This is a genomic window from Bacillus yapensis (genome assembly GCF_005280205.1).
Classification (GTDB): Bacteria; Bacillota; Bacilli; order Bacillales; family Cytobacillaceae; genus Robertmurraya; species Robertmurraya yapensis.
In genome coordinates this window covers 207,377-220,069 of sequence record NZ_SUND01000005.1, presented here as the reverse complement: position 1 = coordinate 220,069, position 12,693 = coordinate 207,377, and the positions used below count along the sequence as shown (strand labels likewise).

The following is a 12,693-nucleotide window of genomic DNA, read 5'->3' as shown; positions in this document are numbered from 1 at the left end:
CTTTTACTAAGATGAATAGGCAGCAACCCCGTAAAGTTAAGGGGTTATCTGCCTAGAAGGATTTATACGAATAAGCTTAGTAATAAAATGAATCCTAATCCAGCTACAGAAATAATCGTTTCAAGTAATGTCCATGTTGCAAAAGTTTCTTTCATGCTTAGTCCAAAATATTCTTTGAACATCCAGAAACCAGCATCATTTACGTGGGAAGCAATCAAGCTACCTGCGCCTGTTGCCAGTACAACCAAAGCAAGGTTAACATCAGATTGCCCTAACATTGGAATGACTAAACCAGCCGTTGTTAACGCTGCCACAGTAGCTGAACCCAATGAAATACGTAAGATAGCCGCGATAATCCAAGCAAGGAGGATAGGGGACATAGACGTACCTTTAAATAGTTCGGCTACGTAGTCACCAACACCACCATTGATTAATACTTGTTTGAAGGCACCGCCTCCACCGATGATTAGAAGCATCATCCCGATATGAGTAATCGCTGTTGTACAAGAATCCATCACGTTTTTGATTGGAATTTTTCTTGCTAGTCCCATCGTGTAGACGGCAACTAATAAGGAAATTAACATAGATGTACCAGCTTCACCAATGAAGCGAATGACCGCTAGTAAACTATTATCTTCGAATCCTAGTGTTTTTTGTAACAAAGTAATGATTGTTGCGATTGACATTAAAATGACAGGAAGTAAAGCAGTGAATACACTGATTCCAAAGCCAGGAGTTTCTTCTAACTTAAATCTTTTTTGCTCCCCAAGAGATGCTATATTACCAGCTTTAGTGAAAGAAGCAGGGACCAATTTTTTAGCAATTTTCGTAAATACAGGACCTGCTAAAATAACCGTTGGTATTGAAATAATGAATCCATAAAGTAAAACCTGACCAATGTCTGCACCAAATTCTCCAGCAATTGTTGTTGGTCCTGGATGCGGTGGTAAGAAACCGTGTGTCACAGATAAAGCTGCTGTCATTGGAATTCCAAGATGCAGGATGGAAACCTTTAATTCTTTAGAAATAGCAAATACAATTGGAATTAATAATACTAAACCTACTTCAAAAAATAACGCGATACCGATAATGAATGAAGCAGCAACAACTGCCCATTGAATATTTTTCTCACCGAATTTATTTACAAGGGTCATGGCAATTCGTTGCGCGCCACCTGAATCAGCGATTAAGCGGCCGAGCATGGCTCCAAGTCCAAAAATTAATGCGATGTGACCAAGCGTTCCGCCTAGTCCAGCTTCAATTGTTGCAACAACTTCTCCAAGTGGCATTCCGAGTGCTAATGCTACACCAAAGGAGACAATGATTAATGATATAAATGTGTTTAATTTAAAGCCCATGATTAAAATTAATAATGCAATGATTCCAATACCGACAATAACTAATGGCATCGTGAATTCCTCCTAGTTGTTTTGTTTGATTAAACCTCTTTGATAATTTGCGATTGATGTATATTCATCTTTTAACATTCTTGATAAGTTGATGAAGATTGGTAGCAATTGTCTATATTCTTTTGTAGCCTCTTCATTCGGCGTATGTTTAAAGGTATCACCGACCATGTCAGAAACGACTTCAAAAGAATCGATTTTTCCTAATGCGTATAATCCTAAAATACAAGCACCTAGGCAAGAGCTTTCATAGCTTTCAGGTACGACTACTTCTGATTCAAAAATATCAGACATCATTTGTCGCCAAACTTCAGACCTTGCGAAGCCTCCTGTTGCTTGAATTCTTGTCACAGGACCGTCCATACATTCGATTAAAGCTAGATACACTGTGTATAAGTTGTAAATTACACCTTCGAGGGCAGCTCGAATCATATGTTCTTTTTTATGTGACATCGTTAGTCCAAAAAATGATCCGCGTACATCTGGGTTCCATAATGGAGCACGTTCACCGGCAAGGAATGGGTGGAATAACAATCCATCCGCACCTGGTCTAACTCGTTCAGCTATTTTCGTTAAAACCTCGTATGGGTCAATTCCTAATCTTTTTGCTGTTTCAATTTCGGAAGATGCAAATTCATCTCGAATCCAGCGAAGTACCATTCCTCCATTGTTGACAGGACCACCAATCACCCAATGATTTTCCGTTAAGGCATAACAAAAGATTCTTCCTTTTTCGTCCGTTTGAGGCTTATCGATGATCGTACGAATCGCACCGCTTGTCCCAATTGTGACGGCAATTTCACCTTTTCTAAAGGCATTCACACCTAAATTTGAAAGGACTCCATCACTCGCACCGATAACAAAGGGAGTTTGTGGGTCGATCCCGATTTGTTTGGCTAATGCAGGGTTGCAGTTGCTAAACATTTTTGTCGTTGGCACAAGTTCTGAAAGCTGATCACGAGTGACGCCTGCTATCGTTAAAGCTTCTTCGTCCCAATCGAGAGATTTAAGGTTCATCATGCCCATGCATGAAGCGAGCGAATGATCGACAACATATTGGTCAAAGAACTTTTTGAAGATATATTCTTTTATGCCAATATATTTTTTCGCTTTGTCAGCGATTTCAGGGCGCTCATTGACAATCCAAGCAATTTTGCTTAAAGGTGACATCGGATGAATTGGCGTTCCCGTGCGTTTATAGACTTCATGGCCATTTAACTCATCCTTGATTTTATGTGCCCATGCCTCACTACGATTGTCAGCCCAAGTGATGAGTGGGGTAAGAGGCTGGTCATGTTCATCCATCGCAATGACACTGTGCATCGCACTGCTAAATGAAATGAATGATAGTTCCTTATTGGAATGCTGTTGCATAATGTTTGTAATGGCTTTCAAAACAGCTTGAAAAATTTCTTCAGGATTTTGCTCAGCTGTTGAAATATCCGGTGTGTAAAGTGGGTACCCAATATTCTCTTGCCCGATCACTTGTCCTTTTTCACTAAATAGTACGGCCTTTGTACTTGTGGTACCAATATCAATCCCTAACATGTAGCTAGTCATCTTGTTGTTCAGCCCCTTTTGATAGCATTTGTTGCGAGCTCCATAAATCTTCCACTTTCCCTTGGACATCGTCAAAGTTTTTGTGTAAAGACTTAATCATGAGGTTTCGATCCTTTGTCTTTATGGCATCGATATATAGTTCATGGTTATTTACAATTCGTGTAAAATCTTCGTACTTTTCTGCAAAGCGCATGCGCATTGATAAAAGAATGAAGCTTTCCATCACTGGTTTTAAATTATTCCAAATCATTAGGATGTAAGAATGATCGACGTAACGGATGATGGTTTCGTGAAATAAGACGTCCTGATATGAAAATTCATCAGCATCTTGATATTTTATTGCAACCTTCATCATTTCGAGTATTTTACTAAGCTCTATTGCTAATTCTCCTGTGTCCATCCTTACTAGTCGTTCAAATACGAAAGATTCGATCATGAGACGAACATCGTAAATTTCTTCTATTTCTTTCTCTTTTAAACCAATGACGACAGCACCCATTCGTTCTAGTCGAATCAAATTTTCAGATGCGAGTATTTTTAACGCTTCACGTATTGGTGACCGGCTCACTTCAAAATCTGCAGCCAATTTATTTTCTGAGAGGATGGCACCGCTTTCAATCATGCCAGAAATAATGCGCATTCTCAGTTCATAGGCTACGCGGTCTCCAGATGAAGCCTTCGATAACCATTTATCTGGATATAGAAATTGCTTAGATTCAGTCATAAGCTCACCTTTTAAGAGAATTCAAGTATACTTGTATACAAGTATTATAATTCAATTAAAAAATATTGCAAGCGCTTTATTTATGTTTTATTCTCACGTGTTTTTGTGGAAGCTGTTAAGGAGTTTGAAAAATCGTAACAATTTCAAGCTTTTGAAGTCTAATATAATGAATAAGAAATGTCGTTTTAGGAGGCAAAAAGTGTTCAAAAAAATAATTTTCATATTTGTTTCTATCGCGATGATAGGGCTTGTCTATTACTTGTTTTTTGAAAAAAAGGATTCGGAGCAAACAAGTCAACTACCTGCTAACCAAGAGGAACCTTCTTCAACAGATGAGGTTCCGATAATCGATAAAATTTATTCGCTGTCTAAAAAAGGAATGATTTTGGAAGTTCCATTTACCGCAGGAGAAACAGGTTATGAAGAGGTTACGAAAATATTCGGAACCCCTGAAAATATGGATGAGACATCTGTTGGTGATTATGCCGTTTATCCAGAAAAACGAGTAACGATTGGATATAAGAAGTCAATTGCCTTTGATTTACGTTCATATGCCAAAGAACTCGAGAAGATTCATTATAAGGAAGTATTAGACCAATTAGGGGAGCCTACAGATATTAAGTATTATCAGGATGCTAAGTACGATCAAATTATTTTGACTTACCGAATAAGTGACGAGTATCAATTAAAGTGGATTCTCGATAAACCAACTGAAAAAAAGCCAAATCCTACCGTACATCATATTTCTGTCGTAGCAACAAAACCATCGAAACAATTACCCATTCCGGAAATGGTCGATCGGATGAGTTTGGATGAGAAGATCGGTCAAATGATCTTTGCAGGTGTTGAAGGCACAAAATCAAATGGAGATGCAGACCGTTTAGTTCGTGAATACAAGGTTGGGGGAATTATCCTTAATGGAGAAAATATAACAACTCCATCCCAAACGGTTGCATATATAAATGATTTGAAAGCTAGAAATAGCATAAATAAGGTTCCGTTGTTTTTGGGGATTGACCAGGAGGGCGGAAGAATTACGAAGCTACCTGGAGAGTTACAGAACATTCCTACCAACCTGGAAATTGGAAAGATGAACGATCCTGCTTTTTCCTTTGAATTAGGGACTGTTCTTGGAAAACTAGTCAAAGCTTATGGATTTAATATTAATTTTGCACCAGTTCTTGACGTGAATAGTAATCCAGATAATCCCGTGATCGGTGATCGTTCGTTTAGCGCTAATCCGGATGTTGTGAGTACGTTAGGAATTCAGACGATGAAAGGAATACAATCAGAGAATATCATTGCATCTGTAAAACATTTTCCTGGCCATGGGGATACCTCTGTAGATTCACATTTGGAGCTGCCAACAGTGAATAAATCACGCACACAACTTGAAGAGCTGGAGTTAATTCCCTTTAAGCGTGCTATTGATGAAGGGGCAGATATGGTGATGGTGGCACATATCTTACTACCAAAATTAGATGATTATCCATCATCAATGTCTAAAGTAATCATGACGGACTTTTTACGCGAAGGATTAGGCTATGATGGTGTCATTATAACCGATGATATGACGATGGAGGCCATTGCGGGGAACTTTGATTTGGGGGATGCGGCTATTAGGTCGATAAAAGCTGGAAGCGATATCGTCATGGTCGCACATGATTACGACAAAATGATTCATGTAATTGAAGAAATGAGAAAGGCTGTTGAAAAAGGAGAAATTTCAGAGGAACGAATTAATGAAAGTGTTACAAGGATTCTGCAGTTAAAAGAGAAGTATAGAATCGAGGATTCTCGTGTGGGGAAAGTCAATGTTGATACGTTAAATCAAATGATAGGAACGGTACTTCCCAATTCGTGACGTATCACGGAGATAATAGATGCCATAAAGAAGGATAAATATTACTTTGATAGATAGAGCAATCTAGTACATCCGTACAGCTACAGAGAATGGATGAATATGTGAAAAAATGGGGCTAATTATAGTCCCGATTTTTATTAAAACGAGCATTATATGCACTTGAAAATATTTTGAATCTTTTACCAGCTAGAAACGTAATCTTCTATGTGAAAGGAAAAGAGGTGAAGACATTGGGGAAAACGAAAAAGGTCATGATCGGAGTATCATCAACTGCACTTACCCTGAATCTTGCTGGGTGTGGTGCGAATAGTGCTGAAGTTCCGCCACCACCAGATGATCAAAGCTGTCAGGATTGGGAATGGGACAGTGATGATGGTGTCTGGGAATGTGATGACAATGATTCTAGCTATCATGGTTTTTATTATTTTGGTGGTCTTTATTATAAAAATAAAAGCGCACTTTTAAAAAGCAGTGACTATAAAACCTACAAAAATAGCTCTTCCTATCTGGGAGGAGGCAAGACGAGCTCAGGGTTTGGTAGCGGATCGAAAAGCTTCGGGGGCTAACGGTTCGATTAAATTAGAACGGGAGGATCATAATGAATTTATATCTTAATTTTGCAGCTTATTTAGGAGTTGCACTCGTACTCCTAATTGTGGGAGTGGTTTTATTTACAATCAGCACACCAAAGCTAAAAGAATTTCGCTTAATTGCTGAAAAAAATGTAACGGCTGCATTGTCTTTAGGCGGGAAAATCGTAGGTCTTGCCATTGTTTTAGGAGCAGCTGCTGAATACTCTGTATCCTTGCTTGATATGGCGTTATGGGGAGTGATCGGAATTCTTTCCCAAATAATCGTCTTTATTCTAGCAGAAGTCATCACAATACGTTTTAGTATTCATAAAGCCATTGAAGAAGATAATAGAGCAGTAGGTACGATGTTATTATCCTTGTCGTTAGCTGTTGGTTGGATCGTAGCAAAATGTCTATCTTACTAGATGGGGCGTGAAAGTACATTGAAAGTATTAACCTACTATATTGATAAAGGAAGCGGCCAATATGAGCCGTTCTATGAATATTTCATACCGAATGTTGGGATAGACGAGGTGTACGCTAGGCAGCTTTGCACGTACTTTATAATGAGAGGAACCCAATACGAGCTTGTCTCTACAGAGATGAATGGGGAAGAAGAGGTATTGGTGCTTAAAGAAGTAGGAAGGAATTTGTCAGGGGAAGATGAATTAAACTTTCGCGGCAAAGGATTGCATGTTGAGTTTCGCAGCCCAAATGAACGAGAAAACTTTCGCTTACTTACGCGTGTTCCTTGTAGCACTCATTTTGATGCTATTCGCTTTCTATTAAAAGATGTGGTGGACATTCCACATATCGGACAAAAGCTTGTTACCTCTTCAGAGATTGATGAAGATCGCGGAGTGTATGTGCTATATGTGAAGGACTTAGGAGATGTAGTAGATTGAAAAGGCAAGCGAATTATCATACGAAGAGAGAGCAGTTTTATGGAAATATCGAAGGATTTTGGGCTGATCTTTATGGAGAAGAATATGCCCTTTATGACATAAAGCTGTTGAATCAAAATGAAGTAGATCAAATACGACTAATAAGTGAGCGAATTGGTTCCATTTTTTTCAAAACAGCTTCCTTGCTTCGAAAGGTGCCTGATGAGACTCTTCTTGAAATGGGATTCCCAAAAGAAACACTAGCATTTATTCGGTTAAAAACGCTCCCAGCTGAGAGCGTTATTTCTCGTCTTGATCTAATTCCTTACGGTGATAGCTATAAATGCATTGAAATCAATGCGGATACGCCAACTTTTATTAAGGAGTTATTTCATATCAATGGAATGGTATGCAAAGAATTTGGTGTGGAGAACCCAAATGAAGGGATGGAAGAGTTATTACGAAAAGCTGTTTTGGCAAGTGTATCTTACGGTACGAATAGCCCGCATATTGTTTTTACTGCTCACGAAGATAATATCGAAGATCGAGAAACGGTGCTCTATTTACAAAGTGCTGTGCCATCTAAATTTACGCCTCTCCATAAGCTGCAAATTCGTAGAGGTGTAGGTTTATTTGATGACGATGGGATTAAGATAGATATCCTTTATCGTCAAACATTCCCGATCGAAAGCTTGATAAAGGACGAAGATGAGGAAGGAAATCCGATTGGCTTATGGCTAATGGAGCTCATTGAGGAAGGGAAGCTTGTAGTGATTAATCCACCTTCAGCTTTCCTATTACAAAATAAAGCGGTTCAGGCCATTATTTGGGGATTACATGAAGAGCACCACTCCTTTTTTACAGAGGAAGAGCATACTTGGATTGATGAGTACTTTCTTCCGACGTATCTTGAAGCTGATTATTTCATCGAAAAAGGAATTCCTTTTGTGAAAAAGCCTTCCTTTGGAAGGGAAGGAGACACGGTAGAAATATTTAATAAGGATGGCCAGTTGCTCCATGCGGATGTTCAAAGATCCTATTCGGAATTCGTTCCTGTTTATCAGCAATTTGTCGAGCATCCAACTGTCGCGTTTCATAGCGAAAAAGGTACTCAGGATGGCAAGCTTCTGATAGGAAGCTTTTTACTTAATGGAAAATCAGCTGCATTCGGGCTTAGAGTTGGAGGGACGATCACGAATAACCTTTCTTATTTCTTGCCCGTAGGACTGTTAAAAGAGAGGGGGTAGGCTTATGTGGATTTTACATAGAGTTTTTTCGAAAATAACGAAGATTAGGCTCCGAGATGCTATTTTTCTTGCTATTATCATGATTCTTATTAGCAGTGTAACAATGAGGTTTGTTGAGCCAGAGACCTTCCCTCGCTTTATCGATGCGGTGTGGTGGACAATGACCACTCTAGTAACAGTCGGGTATGGAGATTTTTTTCCGAAAAGTGATATTGGAAGAATCTTTACGATGCTACTCATCTATACAGTTGGGATCGGTGCCATGGGTGTGATCATCGGGAAGATATTTGAGGGCCTCAGTAGGTACCAAAAGTTGAAGGAGGAAGGGCAATTGACGTATTCAGGAAAGGAGCATTATATCTTAATTGGTGCATCGAAAGAAAAACTAGAAAATGTCGTGGAAGAAATTCTGAATAGTGGTCAAAACTGTGATGTGGTAATTGTGGAGCATGCAGAACGGACGCCAATCGAACATGATCGAGTACATTTTGTCAGTGGGAACCCTGCTGAGGAAGAGGTGCTGATGAAAGCCAATATTCTTGAAGCTAAATCAGTAGCGATTTTTTCAGATGATCGAAATGACTTTGCAGAATATGCGGATGGAAAAACGTTGTTAACTGCCTCCAGAGTGGAGCATATCTCAAAGAAATATGAGAAAAGTATTTATACCATCGTAGAGATAAAGAAAGACAAACATATTGCATTATTTGAACACGCGAACGTTGATGAATTCATTCTTTCCAATGATTCTGTTTCCCGACTTATGGCCCATGCCTCTCTCTATCATGGTTCAAGTAAATTGTTCAATCAGATGTTAAGTAATACAGATGGCGAAAATCTTTATGAAATTCAGGCAAAACCCCATTGGAATACGTACAGGGATGCAGCCATGGAACTATTTGACATGGGGGCTGTTCTCATTTCAGAGGGAAGTTCCCTCGACATTGCCCGCCGCCACAATGAAAAAATCTCTGATCAAGCTAAGCTATTTATCATCTGTGATGAACCGACTTATATGAAAATTGTGGGATAAAAAAACTGCAGAGCTCTGCAGTTTTTTGTTTATCTTAGTCCTTCTTCCTTCAATACTTGAATAAGCAATTCGGGGCGGTCCGTCATGATTCCATCTACACCCATTCTTATAAGCTTACGCATTTCGTCTTCATCATTAATCGTCCAATAGTACACAGCCATATTCCGTTTATGCGCATCTGACAGAAGGGAATCGGTTAATAGATTTAAATTGACCCCTTTTATGTTATAGCTAACTGGAATATGAAGCATTTCAAAAGAAACAAAATTATTAAAGACAGGAAGTCCAAGTAAATAGAACGCGTAAAATGGATACATTTCACCTTCACTAGCGGAAGAGATTAGTTTGTCATCGGATAGTGCGCGAAGTTCTTTTAACGTCTCCTTATCAAAGCAAGCGACAACAAGATTGTCCTCCATATCGTATTTCTGAACTAAATCCCAGAATACCTTGGCATTCTTTTTCCCGTCTTCACCTGAGTCTTTCAATTCAATGACCATTTTGTAATCCCCATACTTGGTGAAAATTTCTTCTAAATGGGGGATATAGGCGCCTTCTTCGATATAAGGATTTCCAGAAACCTCGCGAATAGGTTGACCGTTTTCATCCTCAAGTCCATAACCTGCATCAAGAGCTTTAATTTCTTCATACGTATGATCACGTACGAGTCCAGTACCATTTGTCGTCCGATCTAATGAAAGGTCATGGATCGTAACAAGCTGATTGTCCTTCGTCAAAGCCACATCAAATTCAAGCACATCCGATCCAATTTCTACGGCATGCTCAAAAGCTAGATTCGTAGAGGAAGGTCTTTCTTGATTACCTGCCTGATGGGCAATGACAAGCGGTCCTTTGTTTTCACTAGGGAACCACGATTGATCAAGAGTGGTTTGCGTTTTTGGGAATATCAAGTTTAAGAAATATAAGACTAATATAATAGCTAGAATTCTGATCACTTTACTCTTTAGTAGCTTCTTCATTGTGTAAGGTGCTCCTCCTATTAGGCATTTTTCCATTTAATTATACATTTTTCTAGGGGGATTTTTTCAAAAAAAGCATGCTTCTCATATTGAGAAAACATGCCTCACATTTGTTTATCACTTTGCACGAGCAAGTAGATATAGGAAGTATGGCGCCCCAATGACGGCAACGACAATCCCTGCAGGAATCTCTGATGGAAGAAAAAGAGAACGGCCGAGCGTATCAGCAATCAATAAGAGCAAGGCTCCAGCTAGTGCGGAGGCTGGAAGTAGATACTTATGATTGTGGCCCACTAGTTTTCTTGCCAAATGAGGAGCGATCAACCCGACAAAACCAATTCCTCCACTTACAGAGACGCAAGCTGCGGCAAGCATAGTTGCTGCTGCATAATATACTAGGCGTTCTTTCTCAACATTGATCCCAAGACCAGTTGCGATATTATCACCAAATATCATCACATCTAAATGACGTGCACGATAGAATACAAACGCGAATAAAAGAATAATCCAGGGGAGAAGAGCTAATACATGATCCCATGTCGTCCCAGTAATTCTTCCAGCAAGCCAAACGGCGACATACTGGAATTTTGAAGGGTGCAGTCGTAGTGTAAGTACATTAATTAATGCAATTAACCCAACTGACACTGAAATTCCCGTAAGTAGAAACCTTGTTGGAAGTAATCCCTCTTGTTTTTTATAAGCTAAAACATAAATAAGTGCAGCCGTTAACCCACCACCAATTAACGCAAGAAATGGCAGATAAAGCGATGGCGCATCTGCTGCAGTTGGAAAGTAAGCGATAAATAAAACGACCATTAATCCAGCACCCGCAGTGATTCCGAGAATGCCTGGATCAGCCATGTCATTTCGAGATATTCCTTGTAAAATGCAGCCAGATACAGCTAATCCAGCTCCAACAAGAATTGAAATCACGATACGAGGTAGGCGGATTTTGTGTAAAATAAGGTCCTGTTTCGCTGTTCCGTGACCAAATAGAGTATCCATAACCTCCATCGGTGTTAAACGAGACAAACCAGTGTTCATACTGATGAAAAATGTAATTACTATTAAAATAGAAAAGATTGTTATGACAGAGATTCGGCGTGTTTTTTTCTGACGCTCAAAATTGGCTGAACTCATCAAAATGCCCTCCTTTCATTTCGCGCTACATATAAAAAGAAGGGAACGCCTATTAACGCAAAAATAAACCCAATCGGTGTTTCATAAGGGGGATTAATCATTCGTGCTCCAATATCAGCGATGGTCATAAATAAACCTCCCAAAATAGCTGAACATGGAATGATGTATCGATAATCGACGCCCACTAAGAAACGTGTTAAATGGGGAATAAGTAGTCCAACAAACCCAATTGGTCCAACAGCAGATACGGCTGCCCCAGCCAATATTAATACGACGAGAACACTTGCTAATTTCACTAATCTCGTGCGTTGTCCAAGACCTGTGGCTATTTCCTCTCCAAGGCTCAACACGGTAATAGAAGGGGATAAGAACATCGCACCGATTAATCCAGCCATAATCCAAGGGAACATATATTTAATTTGGAGCCATTGAATACCTGCGACTCCTCCAGCGTACCAAAAGGCTAAATCTTGGCTTAGATTAAAGTAAATGGCGATACCTTCACTCAAAGCTGTTAGTAAGGCACTCACAGCGGCTCCGGCCAGGACAAGCCTGACAGGTGACAATCCATTTTTGGCGAGAGAACCAACCCCGTAAATAAGCGCCAAACTTAATCCAGCACCTATAAAAGAAAAAAGCATCAAGGTATTGTAGGAGATTCCAGGAAGGAACGCAAAGCATAGAGCTACCATAAAAATGGCTCCAGCATTAATTCCTAAAAGGCCGCTATCGGCAAGAGGATTCCGTGTCATTCCTTGCATAATCGCACCGGCTACGGAAAAACTAGCTCCTACAAGAACATCAGCTAGTGAGCGGGGAAGACGTATTTCTTGGATAACGGTATGACCTTCTTTGTCCGGATTAAATTGAAAGACAGCTTCCCAAACGGTCCGTAAGTCAATATCAGCCGCTCCCACTGATATCGAGAGTGCCAATCCGAAAACTAAGGCTACACATCCAGCAATTATAATAAAAAAGGCAGTAAATGGTCTTGAATGAATTTTTTCTGATTCATTTATAGTTGTTTTGGTCATTATAAAACCTCAATGTTTTTTTATACGGATCATTATGATTAGATCCGAGAATATTCTATCAATGAAAAGGATGCGAGTCCACATTTAAAAGGTTTGGAACTATATTTCTCTAAAAATAGTTGAAATTTTTCCGAATCGGATATATATTGATAATGATAATTATTTTCAATAAGATAGCAAGAGTTATAAATTTATTTTATCAGAAACAGACTCTCGAGTGTAATCGTTTACAGTAAAAATGTGTTGAAT

At 39.3% G+C, this 12,693-nt stretch carries 12 protein-coding genes; 6 read left to right on the top strand and 6 right to left on the bottom strand.

Annotation, left to right across the window (positions count from 1 at the left end):
- Positions 1 to 62: 62 nt before the first annotated feature.
- Genes FAR12_RS08785 through FAR12_RS08775 form a run of 3 tightly spaced genes read right to left on the bottom strand, consistent with a single transcriptional unit; the run spans position 63 to position 3,690 of the window.
- Positions 63 to 1,409 (bottom strand): GntP family permease, encoded by a 1,347-nt coding sequence (locus FAR12_RS08785; RefSeq protein WP_126408318.1) that lies wholly within the window; start codon positions 1,407 to 1,409, stop codon positions 63 to 65.
- Between the two features lie 12 nt (positions 1,410 to 1,421).
- Positions 1,422 to 2,966 carry a gluconokinase gene (gntK, locus tag FAR12_RS08780; protein WP_126408317.1) on the bottom strand — a complete coding sequence of 515 codons (1,545 nt, stop codon included), beginning with the start codon at positions 2,964 to 2,966 and terminating at the stop codon, positions 1,422 to 1,424.
- Positions 2,959 to 3,690 carry a GntR family transcriptional regulator gene (locus FAR12_RS08775; RefSeq protein ID WP_126408316.1) on the bottom strand — a complete coding sequence of 244 codons (732 nt, stop codon included), beginning with the start codon at positions 3,688 to 3,690 and terminating at the stop codon, positions 2,959 to 2,961. Before FAR12_RS08775 ends, gntK begins: the two co-directional genes overlap by 8 nt.
- A 199-nt stretch (positions 3,691 to 3,889) precedes the next feature.
- On the opposite strand from FAR12_RS08775, the gene nagZ reads away from it, so the two are divergent.
- From nagZ to FAR12_RS08745, 6 genes are all read left to right on the top strand, one after another.
- Positions 3,890 to 5,554, top strand: a complete 1,665-nt coding sequence (nagZ, locus tag FAR12_RS08770; RefSeq protein ID WP_246010350.1) for a beta-N-acetylhexosaminidase — start codon at positions 3,890 to 3,892, stop codon at positions 5,552 to 5,554.
- A gap of 251 nt (positions 5,555 to 5,805) precedes the next feature.
- Positions 5,806 to 6,120 (top strand): aminotransferase yhxA, encoded by a 315-nt coding sequence (locus FAR12_RS08765; RefSeq protein ID WP_126408338.1) that lies wholly within the window; start codon positions 5,806 to 5,808, stop codon positions 6,118 to 6,120.
- Positions 6,121 to 6,152: 32 nt separating this feature from the next.
- Positions 6,153 to 6,551, top strand: coding sequence for a DUF350 domain-containing protein (locus FAR12_RS08760; protein WP_126408314.1), 399 nt, complete (start codon positions 6,153 to 6,155; stop codon positions 6,549 to 6,551).
- Positions 6,552 to 7,031 (top strand): RNA helicase, encoded by a 480-nt coding sequence (locus FAR12_RS08755; RefSeq protein ID WP_246010349.1) that lies wholly within the window; start codon positions 6,552 to 6,554, stop codon positions 7,029 to 7,031.
- Positions 7,028 to 8,257, top strand: a complete 1,230-nt coding sequence (locus tag FAR12_RS08750; RefSeq protein WP_126408312.1) for a glutathionylspermidine synthase family protein — start codon at positions 7,028 to 7,030, stop codon at positions 8,255 to 8,257. Before FAR12_RS08755 ends, FAR12_RS08750 begins: the two co-directional genes overlap by 4 nt.
- 4 nt (positions 8,258 to 8,261) lie before the next feature.
- The gene (locus tag FAR12_RS08745) at positions 8,262 to 9,290 is read left to right on the top strand and encodes an ion channel (protein WP_126408311.1); all 1,029 of its coding nucleotides are present in this window, start codon (positions 8,262 to 8,264) and stop codon (positions 9,288 to 9,290) included.
- A 29-nt stretch (positions 9,291 to 9,319) separates the two neighbouring features.
- On the opposite strand, the gene FAR12_RS08740 is transcribed toward FAR12_RS08745, so the two are convergent.
- From FAR12_RS08740 to FAR12_RS08730, 3 genes are all read right to left on the bottom strand, one after another.
- Positions 9,320 to 10,270 (bottom strand): glycerophosphodiester phosphodiesterase family protein, encoded by a 951-nt coding sequence (locus tag FAR12_RS08740; RefSeq protein ID WP_170972144.1) that lies wholly within the window; start codon positions 10,268 to 10,270, stop codon positions 9,320 to 9,322.
- Between the two features lie 117 nt (positions 10,271 to 10,387).
- Complete coding sequence (locus tag FAR12_RS08735) at positions 10,388 to 11,410, bottom strand: FecCD family ABC transporter permease (protein ID WP_126408309.1); 1,023 nt, start codon at positions 11,408 to 11,410, stop codon at positions 10,388 to 10,390.
- Positions 11,410 to 12,444 carry a FecCD family ABC transporter permease gene (locus FAR12_RS08730; RefSeq protein ID WP_126408308.1) on the bottom strand — a complete coding sequence of 345 codons (1,035 nt, stop codon included), beginning with the start codon at positions 12,442 to 12,444 and terminating at the stop codon, positions 11,410 to 11,412. Before FAR12_RS08730 ends, FAR12_RS08735 begins: the two co-directional genes overlap by 1 nt.
- Positions 12,445 to 12,693 lie beyond the last annotated feature (249 nt).

Bases quoted from the DNA above. Each gene is read 5' to 3' on its own strand.
- FAR12_RS08765 (WP_126408338.1), top strand. From the start codon at position 5,806: ATGATCGGAGTATCATCAACTGCACTTACCCTGAATCTTGCTGGGTGT.
- FAR12_RS08730 (WP_126408308.1), bottom strand. From the start codon at position 12,444: ATGACCAAAACAACTATAAATGAATCAGAAAAAATTCATTCAAGACCA.
- FAR12_RS08760 (WP_126408314.1), top strand. From the start codon at position 6,153: ATGAATTTATATCTTAATTTTGCAGCTTATTTAGGAGTTGCACTCGTA.
- FAR12_RS08740 (WP_170972144.1), bottom strand. From the start codon at position 10,270: ATGAAGAAGCTACTAAAGAGTAAAGTGATCAGAATTCTAGCTATTATA.
- FAR12_RS08785 (WP_126408318.1), bottom strand. From the start codon at position 1,409: ATGCCATTAGTTATTGTCGGTATTGGAATCATTGCATTATTAATTTTA.
- FAR12_RS08745 (WP_126408311.1), top strand. From the start codon at position 8,262: ATGTGGATTTTACATAGAGTTTTTTCGAAAATAACGAAGATTAGGCTC.
- FAR12_RS08775 (WP_126408316.1), bottom strand. From the start codon at position 3,690: ATGACTGAATCTAAGCAATTTCTATATCCAGATAAATGGTTATCGAAG.
- FAR12_RS08755 (WP_246010349.1), top strand. From the start codon at position 6,552: ATGGGGCGTGAAAGTACATTGAAAGTATTAACCTACTATATTGATAAA.
- gntK (WP_126408317.1), bottom strand. From the start codon at position 2,966: ATGACTAGCTACATGTTAGGGATTGATATTGGTACCACAAGTACAAAG.
- FAR12_RS08735 (WP_126408309.1), bottom strand. From the start codon at position 11,410: ATGAGTTCAGCCAATTTTGAGCGTCAGAAAAAAACACGCCGAATCTCT.